Origin of the sequence: Legionella spiritensis (genome assembly GCF_900186965.1) — a bacterium.
Classification (GTDB): Bacteria; Pseudomonadota; Gammaproteobacteria; order Legionellales; family Legionellaceae; genus Legionella_C; species Legionella_C spiritensis.
The window spans coordinates 3,196,635-3,218,644 of the sequence record NZ_LT906457.1; the positions used below are offsets into that span (position 1 = coordinate 3,196,635).

The window sequence follows — 22,010 nt, forward strand, 5'->3', positions numbered from 1 at the left end:
CCTTTCTTCACTCCACCGTTACTGATTTGGCCAGATTACGAGGTTGATCCACGTCCGTTCCCTTGGCAACCGCGACATGATACGCCAGCAACTGCAAGGGAATAGTATAAATGATGGGAGCTATCCATGGACCACAGGAAGGAATCGGAATCAAATGCGAACTGTTCGCCTGCCAGGTATGGGAATCATCAACAAAAACTATCAATTGCCCGCCTCTCGCACTCACTTCATGCAGATTGGATTTTAATTTATCAAACAATTCATCATTTGGCGCGACAGCAATGACTGGCATGTCATTGTCCACCAAAGCCAGGGGACCGTGCTTCAATTCACCGGCCGGATAGGCTTCCGCATGGATATAAGAGATTTCTTTCAGCTTCAGGGCACCTTCCAGAGCGACAGGATATTGCACACCTCGTCCTAAAAACAGGGCGTGGGCCTTGTTCACAAAAAGCGGGGCCAGGGATTCGATGGTTTTGTTCATCTTAAGTACACGCTCACAACAGGCCGGCAATTCCTGTAATTGCGTCAAAACACTGGCTGATCGTTTGTCATGGCAAAGAGCGGCGGCCAGCATAAGAAACGCCGCAAGCTGGGTGGTAAACGCTTTGGTGGATGCCACACCTATTTCAGTACCCGCCCTGGTTAAAAAAACGCTGTCAGCTTCCCGTACCAACGTACTGGTCGCCACATTACAGATGGCCAGCGTAGATAAATAATCGAGTGATTTGGCCTTATGGAGCGCCGCAAGAGTATCGGCGGTTTCTCCCGATTGCGACACGGCGATAAACAAGGTGTGTTCGTCAACCACAACATCACGATAACGGTACTCACTGGCTATTTCAACCTGTGTCGATAGTCCCGTTAACGATTCCAGCCAGTAACGCGCCGTTAAACCGGCATGATAACTGGTTCCGCACGCTACAATATGGATATGCCTGATTTTGGAAAAAATACGGCTTGCCTGTTCGCCAAAACTGGCTCGCAGCACTTCGATACTGGCAATACGACCTTCCAGAGTATCAGACAACACCCGCCCCTGCTCATGAATTTCCTTCAACATAAAATGGCGGTAGGAGCCTTTACTGATAACCTGACTGTCATTGTCTAACGGGTGAGCCACTCGATCAACGGGACGCTTGTGTTCATCAAATATACGCGCGCCGTCGGCGGTCAGCAAGGCGCTGTCACCTTCTTCCAGATAATAGACCTGCTGGGCGAAGGAACGCAGAGCGAGCGCATCGGAGGCTATGAATTGTTCGCCTATCCCGCACCCGACCACCAGCGGACTTCCCTTGCGTATCGCTACCAGTTCATGCGGGCGGTTTTGATGGATAATGCCCAATGCAAAAGCACCGCGCATCTCGGCCGCAGCATCCTGAACTGCCGTCAGCAGATGCTCATGCTGTTGGTAATGATGATGAATCAGATGGGCCGCGACCTCGGAGTCCGTTTCGGAAACGAACTGGTAGCCTAGTCCGGCCAGTTTGTTACGCAAGGCGTCATGGTTTTCAATAATACCATTATGAACCACCGCGATTTCACCGTGAGACAGATGGGGATGGGCATTTTGTTCGCAAGGCTTGCCATGTGTCGCCCAACGGGTATGAGCAATTCCGGTCATCCCGGCAATCGCGGTTTCCTGCATGGCATCGGCCAGCGCCTGCACCTTGCCTTGAATACGGAGACGTTTCAGGTGACCGGCATTGTCAATGACAGCCATCCCCGCCGAATCATAGCCCCGATACTCCAGACGGCGTAACCCTTCCAATAAAATTTTACTGATATCACGCTGTGAGGTCGCCCCCATGATGCCACACATAACAAACTCCTTACCGAATACCTGAAAGCCCACCGGCAATACTATTCATGCCGGTGTCTGTCTCGAAAAACAGGGCCAAGTATGCCACATTACCGGCCATATTCTAACTATTAAGCGGATTTTGACAGTTGGCCTGGTAACCATTGGCTTTCAAAACCTCGCAAATTTCATAGGCAAGCAAATGATGGGCGCGGGTAGTCGGATGGATTTCATCCCAGAATAAATAATCCTGCGGCGCATCACAAAGATGGTAATTCCTTTCATTCGGAGCAAAACCAGGGGCACGATAATTCAGAACCTGAGCGTATTGCAATACATAATTGCGGGCAAAAGGCGACTGGGCAAACGCGGAAAACATGGGAAATTTCACGTCAATACAAGCGTCTACTACATTGGAAAAACCAAAAAAAGACGGATTATCGAGCGCTTTTTGCAGGAATTTCTGAACATCGATATATAAAAAATCAACATCCGGTTGGGCCTGTCGCCATTCCTCCACACGCGCGCCAAGACGTTTGTTATGCAAAGCAATGGCCGCACTCAATACCGGGCTGTCGGATGTGCGGACAAATTTGGGCGTCAAACCCACATCGGGCAATCCCATAACAACAATGTGACGCGCCCCGGATTTGGTTAACTTATGAACACCTGCGGCGATGCCATCGAGAACATTATCAATATAAGCGCTCATAACAGCCGGGTTGTAATTGTCCTCAAACAACAGCACATTCAAATAATCATTGGCCCCTGTAAAGACAAAATAGGCCGTACGCTCATCCAGCTGCTCATGGATCAGCAAATAAGCCTGTACCGTCAATCCCAGGCTGGGGGGGATGAGCTTGCCGACAATTAGCGTTTTTAACGTATTCAGAGGATGACGAATCAAATTCCAGACCGTTAACTGATGATCATAGGTCATAGCCCAACTGCCGCCAAACGCCTGATTGCTGAAATCATTCATGTCCTCACGATCAACAGACAGCATTGGCGCCAGATACTCATTCCAGACCCGGCCGTTTGAAAAATGATTTTGCCAGTAAGGCTCCCCGGGCAGCACCGGCACCCGCCGCACTTTACTGACGATAGAGGCCAGCAAGGGACCGAGCTCGGTATCAAAATAATTCCTGACTATCTCAATGCCCGCGTCAAGAACCATTTGCGGCACATAATAGTCCTCGGCAAATTCGGTCATCTTGTTGACAACAAAAACCTTCAGGGGATGAACCAGATAGGCCGGACTTTCTTCCTGCCGCAAACTTTTTAACAAGTGGGTCGTGTTTCCGGTGTCGGACAAACTGTCCCCGAAAATAACGACGGAACGTATCGACTTATCGGCATGGCCGGTAAATGGCAAGCACAGCAGCACAAGCAACAACCATGCGCCCCGTTTCGCGAAGTGTGGCATAAGCTTCTCCTTAAGATTCCCTTGTCCAGTCCATTGACCCCTGCAGCGTGATCCGATTGTCCGCTATGTTACCGCGCAATGTCATTGATCCAGGGCTTGTTGACAGGTCAACAAGCCCTAACTATTTATAGCACCTAATCCTTATTATGTCTTGAGTGCTCATCTTGTCAACAAAGCCATTCAGGCCATGACTCCGGACGACAGCTCTAATTATTTTTCTTTAACAAGCGCGCCCTGTCTCGTTGCCAGTCCCTGTCTTTAATGGTATCCCGTTTATCGTGAGTCTTTTTACCCTTGGCCAGGGCAACCTTTATTTTGACGCGATTACGATTCCAGTACAGGGATAAAGGTACGATGGTGTACCCCTGACGCTCCACGCTGCCTATTAATTGATTGAGTTCACGACGATTTAATAACAGCTTTCGGGTTCGTGCGGCATCAGGGTGCAAATGAGTTGACGCCGTAGGTAACGGTTGAATTTGAGAACCCAGCAGAAACGCTTCCCCGTGTTTGATAATAACATGGGCATCGGAGAGATTGATCTTGCCGGCTCGCAGGCTTTTCACTTCCCAACCCTCAAGAACCAGACCGGCTTCGTATTCCGTTTCGATAAAATAATCAAAGCGGGCCTTTTTGTTGATGGCTATGGAATTATCCGATTTTTTTTTGGCCGTCATAAGCCACCTGATTACATAAAAAAAGGATAATTATACACGGAAATCAATGGATGTAGCTATTCTCCGTTCCAGGCAGGCTTACAAGTCCTGGCTTATTCATTCATTCTAATTTAGGCTTGTTCTTTTATTTTGAGGAGAGCACCATGCAGACTGGCGATAAAATACCCGATGTTTTATTTACAGCCACCAATAATCCTGACACCCGTTTGCATGATTTCCATGGGAAATGGGTTGTGCTCTACTTTTACCCCAAGGATTCCACACCGGGATGCACCACCGAAGGCCAGGACTTTCGTGACGCCTATGAACGCTTCCAGGCACTGAACTGCGAAATATTCGGCGTTTCAAGAGACAGCGTGACATCTCACAATAATTTCAAAAACAAGCAGCAGTTTCCTTTTGAACTCATCAGCGATCAGGATGAACAACTCTGTCAATTATTTGATGTCATCAAAATGAAATCCATGTACGGCAAACAGGTATGCGGGATAGAGCGCAGTACGTTTCTCATTGATCCGCAAGGCGTTTTACGCCATGAATGGCGGAAAGTGAAGGTAAAGGAACACGTCGCCGACGTATTGACAACCCTGCAAACCCTGCAAAAATAAAAAATCCCGGGTTCTGTGCGTTTCACTCATCCAAAGATTTGTTTAATTTGCTTGACTGCGCCCACCACCCTCATCACAATAAAATTGTCTTAGATGATAGGGTGAATCCATGGAAAAAATATCTGATGGCTGTAAGTTGTTTGTTCTTGATACCAATATATTAATGCACGATCCCACAGCCATTTACCGCTTCGAGGAACACGACATATATTTACCGATGGTTGTACTGGAAGAATTAGACAGCCACAAAACGGGAATTTCGGAAGTAGCGCGTAATGTCCGGCAAACCAACCGGATGCTGGTCGAATTAATGAGCAACGCCACTCATAATGAAATTGTCGCCGGCCTGCCCATCCCCAATTTTCTCAGCGCCGAGAACGTCAAAAGCAGCGGCCGTCTTTTTTTCCAGACCGATGAATTTGAACAATTAAGACCCACATCCTTGCCCGGCCATAAAGCGGACAACACCTTACTGGCCACCGCTCTCGGCCTGCAGAAAAAATACCCTGGCCGCCACGTCGCCATTATTTCCAAAGATATCAATTTACGTATCAAAGCGGGGATCCTCGGTATTTCGGCAGAAGATTATTACAATGACCAGGTATTGGATGACGTCAATTTACTGCACGGCGGCTTGCATATTCTGGACAATGATTTCTGGGAAAATCATGCCAAGGATATGGAAGCGTGGCAGGAGAGCGGCAAAACGTTTTACCGCATTACCGGCCCGCTGACCGGGCAATGGTATTGCAACGATTGCCTGAGTACCGAAAACGATGAATTTCAGGCCATTGTTAAGAATGTGGAGTCAGGCAGCGCCATCGTACAGCTGGTTCGTGATTTTACCCAATCCAAACATTCGGTATGGGGTATCAATGCCCGTAACCGTGAACAGAATTTCGCATTAAATATTCTACTGGATCCCGACATTGATTTTGTCACCTTGCAAGGTTCGGCCGGCACGGGAAAAACCCTGCTTACCATTGCCGCCGGCTTAACCCAGGTACTGGATCAAAATCGGTACAATGAAATTTTAATGACCCGCGTCACCATTCCGGTAGGCGAGGACATCGGGTTTCTACCCGGTACGGAAGAAGAAAAAATGACGCCGTGGATGGGGGCTTTAATGGATAACCTGGAAGTCTTGCACAGTTCCCAGGAAGGCGGTACTTTCGGCCGTAATGCGACCCAGGATTTACTCCAGAATAAAATTAAAATCCGTTCCTTGAATTTCATGCGCGGCCGTACCTTTCTGAACCGCTTTATTATTATTGATGAAGCCCAGAATCTGACGTCCAAGCAAATCAAAACCCTGGTTACCCGGGCAGGCCCCGGCAGCAAGATCATTTGCCTCGGCGATATCAAGCAGATCGATACGCCTTATCTGACCGAACGAACTTCCGGTCTCACCTTTGCCGTGGATCGCTTTAAAACCTGGCAACATAGCGCTCATATGACATTAATGCGAGGGGAACGTTCAAGGCTTGCTTATTACGCGGCGGAGCATTTATAGTACCCGCTTTACAAAAAGGATAAATAATGAACGACCAAGCCATCACTTTCGATGACGTGTTACTGGTTCCCGCATACAATCACCACGAATCCAGACGTGTCGTCGATATCGGCATGACGGATCGAATAGGCAAATTAACGCTGCAACTGCCGGTCATGAGTTCCAATATGGATACCATTACTGAAAGTAACATGGCTAACTTTATGAATAGCAAGGGCGGCATTGGCGTCATGCACCGCTTTCTCAGCATCGAAGAGAACATCAGCGAGTTTAAACGATGCCAGGGCCAGGTTTTTGTTTCCGTAGGCTGTACCGATGCGGAATTGCAGAGAGCGGAAGCGTTGCGTGATGCCGGGGCGGATTTTTTTTGTGTCGACGTCGCTCACGCGCATGCCAAATACGTCGGCAAGACATTGAAAAATCTTAGAAAAATACTGGGAAGTCGCTGTATCATGGCCGGCAATGTCGCTACCTACGCCGGGGCGGATTATCTCGCGTCCTGTGGCGCCGACATCATTAAAGCCGGCATCGGCGGCGGCTCCGTTTGCAGTACCCGCATCAAAACGGGCTTTGGCATTCCCATGCTCACCTGCATTCAGCATTGCGCCCGCGCCGACCGTTCCATCGTCGCGGACGGCGGTATTCGTACCTCGGGCGATATCGTGAAAGCGCTCGCTTTCGGCGCGGATTTTGTCATGATAGGCGGCATGCTGGCAGGAACGGAACCAACTCCCGGTGACGTGATTAAAAAGGAAAACGGCCAGCAATACAAACGTTATCGAGGTATGGCTTCACGCGAAGCCCAGGAAGATTTTCTGGGTCAAATGCAGGAATGGAAAACTGCGGAGGGAGTGACCACCGAAGTACCTTACCACGCCAATCAGGACGCCATTATTGCCGACATTATCGGCGGATTACGCTCGGGGCTGACTTACGCCGGCGCAGATACAATTTCAGAATTGCAGCGTAAATTAAATTATGTGACCATTACCCCGGCCGGGCGCCTGGAAAGTTTGCCCCATAAATTAATGGAAGCCTAATTTTTTACAAAAATGCAGTAGCCCGTAAGGAGGCCTGCGGCCGTATTGCGGGTTTCATGTCCCAATATTGGACTTGGGTACCCGGTTATCCCGCATTTCGGCTTCGCCTTCATGACGGGCTACAGGATACCAAGCTAAAATATTGGTACGTTGGGTTGTTTACAGGATGAGGTACTAGACTTTACTCGTTACGGAATTGGTATCCTCCGGCTCAATCTCATTCCCGTCGGTTATCTGTAACGGCGCTCCTGAAGAAGGGTTGTTTTTTTCATTATTTTCGATCGCAAGGGCATGGTAACCCTCCAGGGATTCCTTATGCTGCTGTGTGTTTGTGTTATCCGTTATAGCGGCGAACTCCGGTTTGGGCTCTTCCGGTTCGAGCTCGTCCGTTTCGAGGAGATCTTCCGTGTTATTCTGCGGATCCATAACAATTTCCGGTGTGTCACCCCTGGATTTGCCTGACATCGCGTTTAGTATCTTATCGAGGAGTTTATCGAATTGCTCATCTGCGATTCTCTCGATAGTCTTGATCAGGGCCATGAATTTATCGTACAAATCCTCTTCTTTCTTCTCCTCATCCTCACCTGTTTTTGGTGGCCCGTCCGTATCAGCTTCTTTACCGGATTTCTTGCTTGGTGCGGCAGGAGCAGGCGCTGCCGTTTGCTCGCTTTTCGCAACCGGTGCGCTCTCGTTAGCGGAAGTCTGCAACTTGCTTATCTCATCGCGAATGCTGGTCAGCTCCTTGTCTTTCATATCGCCAACCAGCGATTTCACACTGGACAGTTCCGGTTTTTTACGGTCAAAAGCGTCTTTCGCGCTTTCTTTATTTTCGTCGGTTAACTCGTCGTCTTCCCCAAGGAGAAAAAACTCCTTTTCGCCCGTTTCCTCGTTGGTTTCCGTCACTATTTTCTGACCATCCGGTACGATGAAACCGGACTCCTTGAACGCATCGACGACATTGGTGTCGTTTAAATCTATTTTTTCCCCTTCTGCCGTATACAGTGATTTCTCACCCTTAACGACGGATAGCATGTCTTTTAAGGTACCAACCTGAAGGTTTTTGGCATTCAGCTTCTGCAACTCGTCACGCGCCTCGTTTTCCTTCCCCTCATCAACCAGACCATAAATCCGTTGGGCATCCTTGTCATTGTTCGCTTCCAGTTCCTTGATTTTATCCTCGATTTTCTGGATAGCATCGTCCTTGTTATCCGTGGGTAACGTATCGATAAAATCATCGGCCTGTTTAAGGTTATCATTATAGTCTTCGTAGCGTTGCTCAATTTGTTGTCTGTGCTCTTCCAGCGCTTCCATGTTTTTATTGAATCCCTTCATCATGGCATCGTAAGTGGACGTGTCAGGCTCCTCAGGGATATTGTTTTCCTGCGGTTCAGACAATACCACTTCCGTCTCATCAAGAGGACGCACAACAACCGTGTCTTCCTGGCTTGCTGTAAGAATGGCTGCAGCCTTTAGTTCTTCCTGCTGCTGCCACAGGATAGCCGCTTGTTTTTCCTGTTCCTTTTCTTCAATAACCTCAACCACCTGCGATAAAAATTGTTGACCGTGTTTTGATTTAAAAAATTTTGTGGCCGCGGCTTCCGTCTGAAGCCCGGATGTTCCAACTTCTTGTTCGGTGTTTTCGCTTTTGCTAGGCATAAATCACTTCTCCTGCCGCATGTATCGCCTGTATTTTCTCCATAAAACCAGACGTATAAATATCATCTTTCATTATATTATAGTAGTTTAAAGCACGAAATCCGGCATTATTCTGGCCACCTATAGGGAAGAAATCAGGGAAGAACCCAACTCGGCTACCTGATCCATACTATCCGTGTTGCTGCTGCTTAAGCTTTGATTATTGGATTGCGCCATAGTGTTGTAGTCATCAACCGTACTGTCGTTTGCAGACGTCGCACCCGCTGCGGTTGTCGTATCGGAAAGGGCGGACATCCCGCTCTGTAATGCGCCGCTTACATTCCCGGAAACCAGAGAGCTGGCAGCCCCCATACCGGAATTAGCCAGATTTCCAGGCAAATCCGTAATAGCGTCGAGTTGCGCTTCGCCGCGAGCGCTGATCTCATCGGCCGAAGCCTGCAAATAGTCTACCAGACCGGTATCGTAATCCTGATACCCGCCCTGGGTGTTTTGATCACCCGTTCCGCTGGGATCCTGATTGTTTGAGGATGGATCATTAGCCATAGCACTCACCTGAAAATCATACTTTTATTAATTTAAAAATAGCACAAATACCAGCAACAAACTATGAACACCCTATTCAATCTTTGTTTTGTTTGCTGGCGTAGTTGCTGGAATAAATGCGTTGTCTGTTAATTATTATAATCAGACAGTATCCAACATCCTGTTTTATTGAATAATTTTTACACTTTTTTAGCATTTTCATACGATATTGAGTCATATTTATAGAAGCAAAGGGTTATTTTTGCCGCCGGGCACCATGAATTTGATAAAGAGATGGCAATAATAGGAGTCATGTCTCATAATTTCGACAAATTAACGACGGAATCGATTGAGACGGAGGATCAATGAATTTAGATGATTTTCGCTGTATGCGCCGTGGCGTCCAACTGGATATTTTACGTGCCCGAGACGCGAAATATCTGCGGGAATTCAGGCAGGTTAATCAGGATAATAGCCGTGCTTTGCTGTTAATTCACGGTTTCTCATCGTCTCCCGCTGTCTTTCGCAATCTGTACCCCGCCTTTTCGGACTACGGTGCCGTCATTGCCCCGGTTCTGCCCGGGCATGGCGAGAGCATCGATTGTTTCGCCAATGTCAAGGCCGCTGACTGGCTGGCTTACGTCGAAAAAGTTTGTGGCACGCTGATTCATGAATTCAAACAGGTCGATGTCATGGGATTATCGTTAGGCGGTCTGCTGGCCTGTCACTTAAGCCGGCGCTTTGACTTAAATCACTTGTATCTTCTCGCCCCCGCACTTAATTTACAGTTGTCATTACCGGGTATTATCCGACTCGCCAGAATTTTAAACCGTCTGGGGTTCAGTAAAATCCGAAGTTCAGCAGGCAACCTTTTTACACCGGAACACTGTGAGATAGCTTACCGCCAACTCCCTATCCCGGCCATTATCGAAATTCTGACGCTGGTTAATCAATTTGAGTTCATTCCGCCGAACTGCCCAACCGATGTCTTTCTCGGCTGTTATGATGAAGTGGTTGCGTCACGCAAGGTAGCCGCACGCTTTGCGGATTGTGCCAATGTCACTATACACTGGTTATCCAAATCCGCTCATGTACTTCCTCTGGATGGCGATCTGGACACCATTATCCGGTGTGTAACAAATAATTTACTCAACGAAACACAGGCTCAAGGCACGTAACGTGTCCTGGCTGGCAATCCGGGCAAACGTGATCCCGGGTTGTTTGCTTGCAATATAAACATAATTGGCAGGTTGGTTTGATTGTCATTAGCAAACCAACCTGTCAATAATTTTTTCTTTCCCGTCATATTGGCCATTTATTATAACGAGTGTATTCCTGCAAGGAATACATCCGCCAGTCACGCATATCAAGGACGGCTCCATTGTATGCCATGAAATCGGTTTTCATTTGGGGAAGATTGTAAAAATAAATATCGCTGGCATCGCTCGCCAGGGCATGTTGACGCCTGGTCGCCGAGATTTCAGCAACCGAAAAATTATGGGTTTTTACAAATACCCGGCTGGCACGGAGGTAACGCCCCTTGAAACGTGCGTGATCCCACAACTCCACATTCATCATATTTGCTATTCCGGCCAGTTGCAGAAAGATATTATCTCTGGCCTTGATGGTCAGTTTGTCGCTTTTAACCCAATACAGACTAAAACGTCCCTCTCCCCGCAGATCCAGGCAGGACAGTTTGGCCACACCGACTAATTCAACGACGGGATTGCCGGACATTGATAATTGTAAACTACTGGTTCTGACTCCGCTGATTCGAGTCATACCACTGCCCTTGACTTCCAGTTTTCTAAGATTTATGTTGCCACCCAACCGGGTTGTGCCGGGATTTTTTATCGACACATCAAGCAGCCCGGAGTTCAGGCGCATGCCGGAAACCGTACCGCCTCCGTCATAGACAAAGGAATTTAAATAACGAGTACGTATGTCCGCACTCACCGGGCCATAACGGGGATGACCGGCGCCCAGATACATGACCAGCCGGTTATTCTTGACTTCCGTGACAACCTGAACAAGATCGCGCGGATCGCCGCGCAGAATGACTTGCGGCTGGGCATAGCCCGTGTGCATACTTACATCAATTTGCCCCTCGGCAACCACATGATTAAACGATGGCAACTTGCGAGCTTGCGTGACTCTGGTTCCGGCTACGGATTTCCCGGCATCGCCATGATGCGTGCAGCCGGCCAGAAAAAGAGCAAGGAAATTCAGTATGAAAATCCGGATTAACATAGACCTTTATCCATAAACAATATCTCCCTACATTAGTGGAAGTTAAATCAATGCGCAAGCGATATGAGGGTAAGTCATCATCAATCGGCGAAGAACAAACGCCGGCAGGGATGCGCTTTACCCTCTTTTTCTTCACGCCGGGTACTGAACCTATGACCCGGCATGGAAATCCGAAATCCCGACAGTAGTCGGACAGCCCTGATGCGAACGACGTTCCGGCGCCTTCCTGACCAACTCTGCGAGGGGCGTCGTGTACGGAATCAAGGGAGGCAACTGGATAAAAACGTCTACCAGAAACCCGTCTTTACACCCCAGATACACTTTAGCGACAGCCTCTTTGCCAAACGACCGGGCTACCATATCTTCCAATTGTTTTCTTGGTACGTGATCACCACGATGCTGGTACAGATACTGTCCCAGCTCCGTTTTATCGGCTTCTTCGGTTAAACGAAGCGCCAATGAAAAATAGTCATCCTGTGACAGGATCTGACAACTCCCGTGTTTTTGCCATTCATGGCGCTCAAGGCAACTGCCGTATGCGAAGCTGGGCATCAAGATCCGTAATTTATCCGCGATCGGTTTGCTGATGGTCAGGGAAGGGTAGTCACAGTGATGGCTCAACGACTCCACACCGCAAAATCCGTAATTGGTGCCGCAATTGTCCTGGTTAGGCCATAAACCATGTAGAACCATATGAGAGGAGGCATAGGAATCCGTCTGTAATTTCAAGCATTCCGGTTTGCCGATTTCATAGCCGTAGGTCTGGCAAAAAGCAGGCTGCCAACTCAATGCCAGTACATAGGCATCCGCCATCCCCGGCGTTTGATCACAGTGGGAATGATCCGTGCTCCGATAATTGGCCTGACCGCAATCACGAGCCACCCACCGCAAGGTATGCGCGTTATCGGGAATAACGATACGAAACCAGTCGGGTTGGCCGGCACGGTTGATTTCTACCAGTTCATACTGCTCATTGGCAGGGACGGTAAGTTGATCGGGATTTGTTTTTTTGTTTTTGGACAGATAGGCCGGGCAAGACTTCAGCGTTTTAAAATACCCGTCAACGGAAGTCGAGGCAAAAGTATATCCCGAGAAAACAGATAACATCACAACGGCCAGCCCGGACTTTGAAAATGAATACGGTTGCCGTCGTGAAGCAAAAATGGAGACAATTGAGTGGCAGAATGGTTTTGAATGAGGCGAGCAGCATGCCCTGTTCAACGAATTCAAAACTGCTTTGGCGCCAGTGAGCCGCTTTTGCAGCCAAAGAATAAAATGAAAACCCGCCCTGGTCATAAGTGCATCCCGGCAATACAAGAAGCGTTAATTATACCTGATTTTTATGAGGTTACGACTTTTTTCAGACATTAAGCCACCTGCCCTGCAGCCCAACCGGACGACCAGGCCCACTGGAAATTGTACCCTCCCAGCCAGCCGGTAACATCCAGTACCTCGCCGATAAAATAAAGACCGGGAATCGCTTTGACTTCCATGGTTTGGGAAGACAGGGCATGGGTATCAACACCGCCAAGCGTCACTTCCGCCGTTCGATACCCTTCCGTACCATTGGGTTTCATGCGCCACTCTTTAAGGCTACTTACCATTTCCTGCAATCGTTGATCCGGGAAGCCATGCAATTCTCTCTCAAGTATATTGTCATCGAACAAGGCGGGTACAACACGTTTCGGTAACATCTGTTCCAGATAATGCCTTAAGCGTGTTCCCGGTCTGGCGCGTTTTTGCTCCAGAACATCGTTCTCCCAATCCCTGTCTGTCATCCAGTTAATAGCCAAATCATCACCGGGTTGCCAATAGGACGATATTTGCAGCATGGCCGGACCACTCAGCCCTCTGTGGGTAAAAAGCATATCCAGTTCAAAGTTCTGCCCGTTGCAAGACACCTGACAAGGCAATGAGATGCCTGATAGCACGCTATATCGCTCCTTGTCATGCGGCTGCAGGGTAAAAGGAACCAGTCCCGCCCTGGTCGGCAAAACGTTGAGGCCGAATTGCGCGGCCAGTTGATAGCCAAAAGGAGAAGCGCCCATGGTGGGTATGGATAATCCGCCTGTCGCGACAACCACACTCCGGCTTTTTAAATTCTCACCGTTATCCAGCCTGATATGAAAACCATCGGATTCACGCATCACGGACTTGATACGGCTGTTAAGAGAGATGGCTACGTTCACGTCCTCGCAACAACGTAATAGCATGTCGACAATGTCTGATGATTTGCGATCGCAAAACAATTGTCCATGAGATTTTTCGTGAAAGGGCACGTGAAATCGCCTGATCAATGCCAGAAAATCGTATTGCGTATAGCGACTCAACGCGGATTTACAAAAATGGGGATTGTTCGAGAGAAAATGATGGGACTCAATGTGATAATTGGTGAAATTACAACGACCACCACCCGACATTAATATTTTTTTCCCTGCCTTGTTGGCATGATCGATAACCAGGACGCGTCGTCCCCGTCGACCTGCCTCAATAGCGCACATTAAGCCTGCGGCACCCGCACCAATGACAATGACATCCGGTTTTTTCATAGAATAAAGAAGATCACCCCCTCACGAAGCCGCGCATATCACGTCACAACAGAGGGGGAAGATTGGAGAAACAGCGGGATTATATGGAGGTTACATCTTCCGCTTGCAGTCCTTTAGGACCTTTGGTTACTGTGAACTGTACACGTTGGCCTTCTACGAGCGTCTTACGTGAATCGCCACTGTTAATTGAGCGGAAGTGAACGAATACATCGTCTTTACCGTTATCACGGCTGATGAAGCCGTAACCTTTATCATCATTAAACCACTTGACGTGGCCAGTTTCTACTATAGCAGACATTTATACTTTCCAAATTAATTAAATTACACACTTGTGTTATCCGAATTTCAGGTTTGAAAAAAAGACAGGACTTACGCGATGATTCGCCACTTTGAATAACAAAAGAAGGGATTGTCACGAGAGCATCAATTATTCCACTGAGAATCAGGATTTCATCAAGTGAGTTAATTATAACTTAGTGTTTGCCAAATAGCGAGTTTCTTTTGTAAATAATTTCGCAATTTCGTCAGGAAGTAAACTATCTGAAAAAATAAACCCTCTTCCGATCAGGCTCTGCGCATCAGAAATCGGTCTGGTGCAACGTCATGACGGGTCTGGTAAAATCCGGCAAAACTCGTTGTAACTGTTCCGCCAGTTCAAGCAACAAGCAGTCTTGCCATTTTCCGGCTGCCAATTGCACGCCAACAGGTAAATGTTGATCCGCCATAACCGGCAGAACCATCGCGGGTAAACCGGCCTGATTAAAAAGGGAGGTGAACGGGGAAAAATCACGATTCTTTTGAAGAAACGACTCAAATCCGTCCTTCATAGTCAGGCTGCCGATTGGTAACGGCGGCTTTGCCAGAGCCGGCGTCAATAAGAAATTCGTTGATTGCAACAGGTCATGAACAGGCCGCATGTATTGATAAAGCTTGTTCCTGGCGGCGATCAACCGGGATCCCCTGATGGATGTACCCCTGCGTTTCAATTCCCAGGTTGCCGATTCCAGTTCATTCTTGCGAGGTTTTCTGCCTGTCTGTTCTTGCTGCCGTTCCAGTTCGGCGGCCACATTCGCGGCAATGATGGTTAATACACATTCATCAATGGCGGCTAAATCAAGCGGCAAGTATTGCCGTTTTATCGTATAACCCATATTCTCCAGATGGCCGCATACCACATCCACCGCCGTCCGGTAAGATTTGTCGACAGGCACATCGGCAAATAGCCCTTCCGGAATAATCACCGATTTGCCTTGATGCCTGGCCAAAGCCGGGATTGTTCGGCTATTGGGACGATGGCCCAAAGCTGCGAGTCCCGTTTCTGACAAATAAGCAAATAAACCGGCCGAATCGCGCACGCTTCGGGTCAGGACATGAATGCTTACCATGCCTGACCAGGCTTCACCGACCGCGGGACCACAGGAAATCAAGCCCGGGGTAGGTTTAAAGCCGAATAATCCGCAGCAAGCGGCGGGAATACGAATGGAGCCGCCGCCGTCACTGGCGGTCGCGACCGGCGCAATTCCAGCCGCCACCGCAGCCGCTGATCCGCCCGAGGATCCACCCGGCGTTCGGGATAAATCATAGGGATTGCGAGCCGGGCCCAGGTATGCGGATTCCGTGACATAGGATAATCCCAGTTCAGGCGTGTTGGTTTTGGCGAAAGGGACCATGCCCAGCGACAGCAAACGTGTGATCATGTCGCTGTTACGGTGAGAAACGGTTCCTTCATAAAAACGCGACCCCGCCGTATAAGGAACGCCGTTCATCTCAAACCCAAGGTCTTTCACCAGCACCGGTACGCCGTAAAACGGCTCGTCGCCGCGCATACCGGCCAATTGCCGATATCCCCATTCACTGCAGTCGGTCACCACCGCGTTCAATAAGGGATTCACCTGGCGCATACGCCTGACCGCGCAATCCAGTACATCCTCGGCACGCCATTTCTTTTTGCGGATCCACTCTGCCAGGGCATGGGCATCCTGCTGGCAATAATCTTCCATGCGCATGATTAATCCACGGAGGGATGGATGGGAGGAAGGGGATTGGATTTGTTTTTTCCAGCGGCCCTACCCAATTTGTTGTTGACAATGCAACGCCATAACTCATCACCTCGCCACCGCGTCTGATCCGCGTGATACAAAGCCTGTGCCAGAGCATTCAAATGCTTTTTAAACACCGGATCCCGTACCTGCCGCCCGATGTCTGCCAGATTTAAAACGCCTGCGTCAGGCCATTGGCAGTGCGCCCATTCGATAAGCGCATCCTTTGCCTGCTCCGGTTGATTGGCAAGACAAGCCTCCCATAATTTCTTACGAGCCTTCGTCAAACGGCCTCGATTATGAGGCGATTGACGCCACCACCACAATAACAGGGTTACAATCCAGGCCAGGGCAAAAATTCCGGCAACCCACCATGCCTTGTTATCATTCGCTACAAAGGCTCCGGACGAAGAAGGTATTGCGGCGGGTTGATTCGAGCTGACTGGTGCCGGTAACGGCGTTGCATTTTGTGCAGGAGACATGCCGGAACCAGAATTCGCCGCTGATTTCACTCCGGCGGCAGGGATCACCTCAATTGTTTTTTTCGCTAATGTCGCAACATCGGATTGGCCGCTCAACGTGTTAAACCAGGGTAATTTCACTTCGGGAATCACAATTTTACCCGCCTTATTCAGCAGATAGGTCACTTTCATGGTTGTTGTCCCGATTAAATCCCCCTGGACAAAGGATGTTTTTTCTACGGGTTTTTCAGGATAAATACTGTACTGATCACTTGTGGTCAGTTTCAGCGCGGGCATCAACTGAGCCACCATGCCGGTTGCCCGCACGGTTATGGTACGCACCAGCATATCGCCTTGTTGAAACTCATTATCCGACCGATCAAAAGTCTCCGTTACGGTAACCTGTTTGGCCGGCAGCCAGATTTGGTTCAAATACTTTGCAGGCACCGGTTTCACATCCAGGGTTGTGGTTTCAGCCGCCACGGTGATTCTTTGGGGAATGGTACCTGATAGCAAAGCTTGAAACCGGGGCGGCGTTATTTTTAACGGGCCGCTTTTCTGAGGAAAAACAGCGTATTGCAATTCATCGACAGTATAAGCCGTACCATTTACCATAACCTGATAACGTCGCCCGTCACCCAATGGAATCAACAAACCATCCTCTATCCTGGGAGGCTGATAATCAGCATCGAACAGCCGGCGATTATTGTATAACTTGACCGTGTAGAGCACCTGCTGATTCACGTAAGGTTTACTGGTGCTGACCTCGGTTTGCAACATCACACTTTTCTGCTCCCGGGCATTTATGGTATCTGTCATCCCGGCCGCGTCTTTCATGACCTCGATGGTTGTTGACACAGTCTCCTCTTGCCCGACCCGGATAGGAGGGATCGTGAATTTTCCCTCACGTTTCGGCAGCAACAATACCGTCCATTGGCTGAGTGTCCGGGATTGGCCGTTAATCAAGGCATAATTCACACTTCGTTCCGTACCGACTATGGTAAAATCCTTACGCAGGGGCGTTAAATCAGGAATGGCGTTCGTCTGTGCATCCTCAATGGTTAACGTCAGGCGAAATGGCTGACCATACTCGACGGTTGGCGACTCAACCTGCAAGGTAACATCCGCATACCCCACCATCCAGAACAGGATTAAAAAAACAGCTGTCAGTATATGTTTCATTGATACCACCCACGTTGTCTTCTTAAATGATCACGCAAGAATTTTTCTCGCATTAATCCCCCCGGGTCATCGGGGATCAAACGCAACCACTGTTCTTTCGCCAGTTGTTTTTCACGCTCCACCGCAGTAGCATGCTCGTCTGCCGCCGTTTTTCCTGCCTCATCGCTATTTTCCTGCTTTTTCCCCGACGATTTTTGATCAGATTGCCGCGTTTCTTTATTTTGTTGCTGCTTATCCGCAGTTTGCTGGTTTTGCTGATCCTGACCCTGCTGATCCTTGTTTTGCTGATTTTGCTGATCCTGACCCTGCTGATTCTTGTTTTGCTGATTTTGCTGATCCTGGCCCTGCTGATTCTTGTTTTGCTGGTTTTGCTGATCCTGACCCTGCTGATTCTTGTTTTGCTGATTTTGCTGATCCTGACCCTGCTGATTCTTGTTTTGCTGATTTTTCTGATCCTGACCCTGTTGATTCTTGCTTTGCTGATTTTTCTGATCCTGACCCTGCTGATTCTTGTTTTGCTGATTTTTCTGATCCTGACCTTGCTGATCCTTGTTTTGCTGGCTTTCCTTCTGTTTTTTTAACAAATCCGCGATGATCTGACGGTTATAGAGTGCGTCTTTGTTGTCCGGATTAAAGCGCAGCGCTTCATCATAGGCTTTGATGGCCGCCTCATATTGTCCCATATGAGCCAGCGCATTCCCCTGGTTATAATAACCTCGCTCAGAGTCTAATGCTGCAAATCCCTTTGCCGCATCCTGATAATGGCCGGCACGGTATGCGGCCGCGGCACGCCAGTCCGGATGCTGAAATGTCTTCTCGGCTTTTTTATATTGTCCTTTGTTCATCAGCGACTGGGCTTGTTGATCACCCGTTGCCCACAGGCTCTGCCAACTAAATGAATACGCACTGCAGGTCAGTGTCGTGAGGATGATAAATATCCACTTTTTCATGCGTCTATCCTTTGCAGCCAACCCCGCCTGAATACCGGTAATAAAAAAATCAGTGCTGGAATTAAAAACCAGCGTCCCTCATCACGCCAGACCGGAATCAGATTTTGTTGACTCGGATTAAACTGGTAGTCGCCCGTCGACAATGTTAACCAGCGTTCCAGATCGGCGGAACTATCGGAAAAGGGAACGACGATTCCTTGCCCGGCATTGGCCAATCGTTGAAATAGCGGATTAAGAGATTGATCACCTAGCATGGGAATGACCGACGTATAGATCTGTTGTCCGGCGAGCGTTTCAGCTTCTTCAATCGCCGCGCGGCTTGGCGATTCCGCGGTGAGAACCAGAATCTGGCCATAATGAAATCCGGCCTGATTAATCAATTGTCCGGCCTGCTTGAGAGCACTATCCAGTCGCTGACCGGACACAGGCATTATATCCGGCGTTAGCGACGAGAGGAGCGAATCGATGGTCTTCGCGTCTTCGGTCAATGGTGAAACGATAAAAGGTTCACCCGTGTACGCTATCAATCCTGTCTGTCCGAGATCAGGGCGGCTAAACAAATCATGCAATTTGAATTTCGCCCGCGTCAGTCGATTCGGATTCAAATCATCCATCAACATACTGTCTGACATATCCAGAATCAATACTCTTGGCTGGACTTGCCGGTAAGAAGGAACCGGAAATCTGGACCAGCTTGGTCCGGCCAGGCTGATGATTAGAAAAGCGGCGCTGATAAACAGACTTGTCATGGCAAGATGTCGTTTGTTTCTTCCCTTCGACTGAATCAGATGATCCAGTAAATGACGGTCACAAACGGCAGCCCAGGATTCAAGATGAGGTTTTGCCCGCCACAGGCGCACTGCCAGAATCAATAAAGGAACCAGAGCCAGCAACCACCATGGGCGCAGAAAGTGAACGTTCGTTATCATGAACCACTCTCCTGAACACGTGCGGATCGAAAAGAAATTTTCTGTACGTACCCGGCCTTTTCGGAGAACCAGTATAAAAATAACAACAACGCCAACGCCAGCGGCCAGGGGTAATAATCTTTTTGCGGCCGAATATTCGCCTGATCCTGGGAGATGGTTTCCAGCTGGTTAATCGTATTATAAATATCTTGCAACGACTTGGGATCCGTGGCACGGAAATACTGGCCCCCGGTCATGGCAGCCACTTTTTGCAACGTTTCCTCATCCAGATCGGCGGACGCATTCATACCAAGAAACATGCCGCTTAACGCGCCTGCATCAGTTTGCGAGCCCAAACCTATGGTATATACCTTGATATTATCCGTTTTAGCCAGTTCCGCCGCTTTCACAGGAGTCAAAACCCCGGAATTATTGGCGCCATCGGTAAGCAATATAATCACTCGCCCCCTGGCAGGAACATCCTGCAAGCGTTTGATGGCCAAACCCAGCGCATCACCGATGGACGTCGTGTTTCCGGCAAGCCCCGCCGTAGCATCTTCAATACGCATTAACACGCTATGCAAATCATAGGTTAAAGGCGTTTGTAAATAAGCGCGGGTTCCAAACAGAATCAAACCAATTTTATCACCTGTCCGTTCCCTGACGAATTGTTCCGCCGCCTGTTTTACCACGACCAGACGACTGGCAGGGCGACCGTTCATCATCATATCATTGATTTTCATGCTGTCTGACAAGTCCAGCGCCAGCATAATATTACGTCCTTCCCTTTGCAGGGGAATAGGGGAGCCCACCCAGCGGGGAGCGGACGCCGCAAGTAAAATCAGCACCCAGATAATCAGGAAAATACCGGTACTCCCCTGTCTGGCTAAAACCCGTTTTTCCTGATCAACGATGGAATATACTGCCTCGTAAAAAGGGATTTTCATAGCGGCCGGCAAAGCCAATGCGGCACGAGGGCAGAGAAACCAGATAACGAAAGGCAGAGGCAATAACAACAATGCCCAGGGGTACGCTAATTCGAACACGGTACACCTCGTTGCTTAATCCATATCTCGGCGCGTGTAAACAGTGGTTTTAAATTTATACTTTTTGGAGCCTGGTAGGGCAGCTCTATCAAACATTCACGAACGGCGCTGAAATTAATATCCTTGCCGGTACTGTTTAGAAACTCAATCCACGCATCTCCTTGCAATCCAGCTACCCGCTCCCTGGAAAAATAAACCAGCGCCACCCGTCGCAACAATTCCGATACCTTGGCACTGGTCACCTGACTATTCCCTTCATTCATATACTCCTGCCGGTATCTGGCCAGCAACTGCAAGGCCTGGCGCCTGGCACGACCGTAAGAGTAACGCCGGTGGATAAAAAAAACGGCAACCAGCAACAAAACCAGAACACCCAAAGCAAGAAAATACCAGCCTGGCGCCAGCGGCCACCAGCCAATGGGGGCGGGTAAATGAATATCGCGTAACTGCGCTAACGGTTGCGAATCAGCCATTAGACCTCCTGGGAAACGTCTGGCGAACCAGTTGCGCTATATCTTTTTCCGCAGTCACGGTCACGTATTGTATTTGCAGGCGTTTACACAATGATTGCAACGCCAGTTGTCTGTCCTCGCAATAATTCCGATAATCCTGGCTGACTTTGTCGATTCGCGTGTCTAGAAGGATCTCCTGCGCACCATTGGTGATGGCGTAAATATCCGGTTTGGGGGGAGCCAGTTCCAGTACATCACAAATATGGTAAACAAGTACGTCATTATGAGCGCGCAGTCGATTGAGATGCTTCTCGCTTTCCGCATCAAGATGATAAAAATCGCTGATCAACACCAGAATACTGCCGGGCCGGGTGACCCGCCGCATACGCAGCAAAGCATCGCTTAACTGGCGAGGCCCGGAATGATTCCGGTTATCCAGTTGTCCGGTATAATCACTCAAAGCCGCCAACCACGGCAGTATGCCTGATTCACGAGCCCGGGGAATGAATTCATCGTGACGAGAGGCGGAATACAGCAAACCTCCCACCCGATCACCCTGCCTCACGGCCGTCCAGGCTACCATGGCCGACAGGCGGGCAGCCAGCACGGACTTAAACGCGACTCGCGTGCCAAAATACATGGATGGATTAAAGTCGGTGAGAATGACCACCGGACGCTCGCGTTCTTCCTGATAAATTTTAATATGGGGGCGTCCCGTGCGTGCCGTCACCCGCCATTCCATATGACGAATCTCGTCTCCTGCCTGATAATTGCGAACCTCGGAAAAATCCATACCGCGGCCGCGAAGCCGGGATAAATGATTTCCCGCGCTGATCGTGCTCTTTCCCGGTTTGTAATGAATCTTGCGGGCATACCGCCGCAACGCAATCAATTCGCTGAGAGGTGCCACCACGCCATCGGTCATCGTCC

General features: G+C 49.1%; 20 protein-coding genes. 4 read left to right on the forward strand and 16 right to left on the reverse strand.

Annotated features, from left to right (window positions below; all coding sequences use genetic code 11):
• Positions 1 to 7 precede the first annotated feature (7 nt).
• The 3 genes from glmS to smpB form a co-directional block, all read right to left on the reverse strand.
• Positions 8 to 1,822 carry a glutamine--fructose-6-phosphate transaminase (isomerizing) gene (gene glmS / locus CKW05_RS14565; RefSeq protein ID WP_058481956.1) on the reverse strand — a complete coding sequence of 605 codons (1,815 nt, stop codon included), beginning with the start codon at positions 1,820 to 1,822 and terminating at the stop codon, positions 8 to 10.
• Between the two features lie 103 nt (positions 1,823 to 1,925).
• A complete protein-coding gene (gene plaC / locus CKW05_RS14570) occupies positions 1,926 to 3,227 on the reverse strand; it encodes a lysophospholipase/glycerophospholipid:cholesterol acyltransferase PlaC (RefSeq protein ID WP_058481957.1) in 1,302 nt (433 codons plus the stop codon).
• A gap of 206 nt (positions 3,228 to 3,433) precedes the next feature.
• Positions 3,434 to 3,904, reverse strand: coding sequence for an SsrA-binding protein SmpB (gene smpB / locus CKW05_RS14575; RefSeq protein WP_058481958.1), 471 nt, complete (start codon positions 3,902 to 3,904; stop codon positions 3,434 to 3,436).
• 143 nt (positions 3,905 to 4,047) lie between these two features.
• Between smpB and CKW05_RS14580 the strand changes: the two genes are divergently transcribed.
• The 3 genes from CKW05_RS14580 to CKW05_RS14590 all read left to right on the forward strand — a co-directional run bounded on the left by CKW05_RS14580 (position 4,048) and on the right by CKW05_RS14590 (position 7,065).
• A complete protein-coding gene (locus CKW05_RS14580; protein ID WP_058481959.1) occupies positions 4,048 to 4,512 on the forward strand; it encodes a peroxiredoxin in 465 nt (154 codons plus the stop codon).
• A 109-nt stretch (positions 4,513 to 4,621) separates the two neighbouring features.
• Positions 4,622 to 6,025 carry a PhoH family protein gene (locus tag CKW05_RS14585; RefSeq protein WP_058481960.1) on the forward strand — a complete coding sequence of 468 codons (1,404 nt, stop codon included), beginning with the start codon at positions 4,622 to 4,624 and terminating at the stop codon, positions 6,023 to 6,025.
• A 26-nt stretch (positions 6,026 to 6,051) separates the two neighbouring features.
• Positions 6,052 to 7,065 (forward strand): guanosine monophosphate reductase, encoded by a 1,014-nt coding sequence (locus CKW05_RS14590; protein WP_058481961.1) that lies wholly within the window; start codon positions 6,052 to 6,054, stop codon positions 7,063 to 7,065.
• A 174-nt stretch (positions 7,066 to 7,239) separates the two neighbouring features.
• On the opposite strand, the gene CKW05_RS14595 is transcribed toward CKW05_RS14590, so the two are convergent.
• Positions 7,240 to 8,721: a hypothetical protein gene (locus CKW05_RS14595; protein ID WP_058481962.1), complete on the reverse strand. Its 1,482-nt coding sequence runs from the start codon at positions 8,719 to 8,721 to the stop codon at positions 7,240 to 7,242.
• Positions 8,722 to 8,841: 120 nt separating this feature from the next.
• Positions 8,842 to 9,264 carry a hypothetical protein gene (locus tag CKW05_RS14600; protein ID WP_058481963.1) on the reverse strand — a complete coding sequence of 141 codons (423 nt, stop codon included), beginning with the start codon at positions 9,262 to 9,264 and terminating at the stop codon, positions 8,842 to 8,844.
• 344 nt (positions 9,265 to 9,608) lie between these two features.
• Here CKW05_RS14600 and CKW05_RS14605 point away from each other — a divergent pair, with 344 nt between their 5' ends.
• Positions 9,609 to 10,421, forward strand: a complete 813-nt coding sequence (locus CKW05_RS14605) for an alpha/beta hydrolase (protein ID WP_058481964.1) — start codon at positions 9,609 to 9,611, stop codon at positions 10,419 to 10,421.
• A 124-nt stretch (positions 10,422 to 10,545) separates the two neighbouring features.
• Here CKW05_RS14605 and CKW05_RS14610 read toward each other — a convergent pair whose 3' ends face one another.
• From CKW05_RS14610 to CKW05_RS14660, 11 genes are all read right to left on the reverse strand, one after another.
• A complete protein-coding gene (locus CKW05_RS14610) occupies positions 10,546 to 11,493 on the reverse strand; it encodes a GIN domain-containing protein (protein WP_058481965.1) in 948 nt (315 codons plus the stop codon).
• 150 nt (positions 11,494 to 11,643) lie between these two features.
• Positions 11,644 to 12,600 carry a ribonuclease T2 family protein gene (locus tag CKW05_RS14615; RefSeq protein WP_058482069.1) on the reverse strand — a complete coding sequence of 319 codons (957 nt, stop codon included), beginning with the start codon at positions 12,598 to 12,600 and terminating at the stop codon, positions 11,644 to 11,646.
• A gap of 260 nt (positions 12,601 to 12,860) precedes the next feature.
• Positions 12,861 to 14,042, reverse strand: a complete 1,182-nt coding sequence (locus CKW05_RS14620) for a BaiN/RdsA family NAD(P)/FAD-dependent oxidoreductase (RefSeq protein WP_058481966.1) — start codon at positions 14,040 to 14,042, stop codon at positions 12,861 to 12,863.
• A 79-nt stretch (positions 14,043 to 14,121) separates the two neighbouring features.
• A complete protein-coding gene (locus CKW05_RS14625) occupies positions 14,122 to 14,340 on the reverse strand; it encodes a cold-shock protein (protein WP_058481967.1) in 219 nt (72 codons plus the stop codon).
• A 280-nt stretch (positions 14,341 to 14,620) separates the two neighbouring features.
• Positions 14,621 to 16,048, reverse strand: a complete 1,428-nt coding sequence (locus CKW05_RS14630) for an amidase (protein ID WP_058481968.1) — start codon at positions 16,046 to 16,048, stop codon at positions 14,621 to 14,623.
• Between the two features lie 2 nt (positions 16,049 to 16,050).
• The gene (locus tag CKW05_RS14635; RefSeq protein WP_058481969.1) at positions 16,051 to 17,724 is read right to left on the reverse strand and encodes a BatD family protein; all 1,674 of its coding nucleotides are present in this window, start codon (positions 17,722 to 17,724) and stop codon (positions 16,051 to 16,053) included.
• A complete protein-coding gene (locus tag CKW05_RS14640; protein ID WP_058481970.1) occupies positions 17,721 to 18,674 on the reverse strand; it encodes a tetratricopeptide repeat protein in 954 nt (317 codons plus the stop codon). Before CKW05_RS14640 ends, CKW05_RS14635 begins: the two co-directional genes overlap by 4 nt.
• Positions 18,671 to 19,603 carry a vWA domain-containing protein gene (locus CKW05_RS14645; protein ID WP_058481971.1) on the reverse strand — a complete coding sequence of 311 codons (933 nt, stop codon included), beginning with the start codon at positions 19,601 to 19,603 and terminating at the stop codon, positions 18,671 to 18,673. The genes CKW05_RS14640 and CKW05_RS14645 overlap by 4 nt, the downstream gene beginning before the upstream one ends.
• Positions 19,600 to 20,628 carry a vWA domain-containing protein gene (locus CKW05_RS14650; protein WP_058481972.1) on the reverse strand — a complete coding sequence of 343 codons (1,029 nt, stop codon included), beginning with the start codon at positions 20,626 to 20,628 and terminating at the stop codon, positions 19,600 to 19,602. Before CKW05_RS14650 ends, CKW05_RS14645 begins: the two co-directional genes overlap by 4 nt.
• On the reverse strand, positions 20,616 to 21,101 hold the full coding sequence (locus CKW05_RS14655; RefSeq protein ID WP_058481973.1) for a DUF4381 domain-containing protein: 486 nt from the start codon (positions 21,099 to 21,101) through the stop codon (positions 20,616 to 20,618). Before CKW05_RS14655 ends, CKW05_RS14650 begins: the two co-directional genes overlap by 13 nt.
• Positions 21,094 to 22,005, reverse strand: coding sequence for a DUF58 domain-containing protein (locus tag CKW05_RS14660; protein WP_058481974.1), 912 nt, complete (start codon positions 22,003 to 22,005; stop codon positions 21,094 to 21,096). Before CKW05_RS14660 ends, CKW05_RS14655 begins: the two co-directional genes overlap by 8 nt.
• Positions 22,006 to 22,010 lie beyond the last annotated feature (5 nt).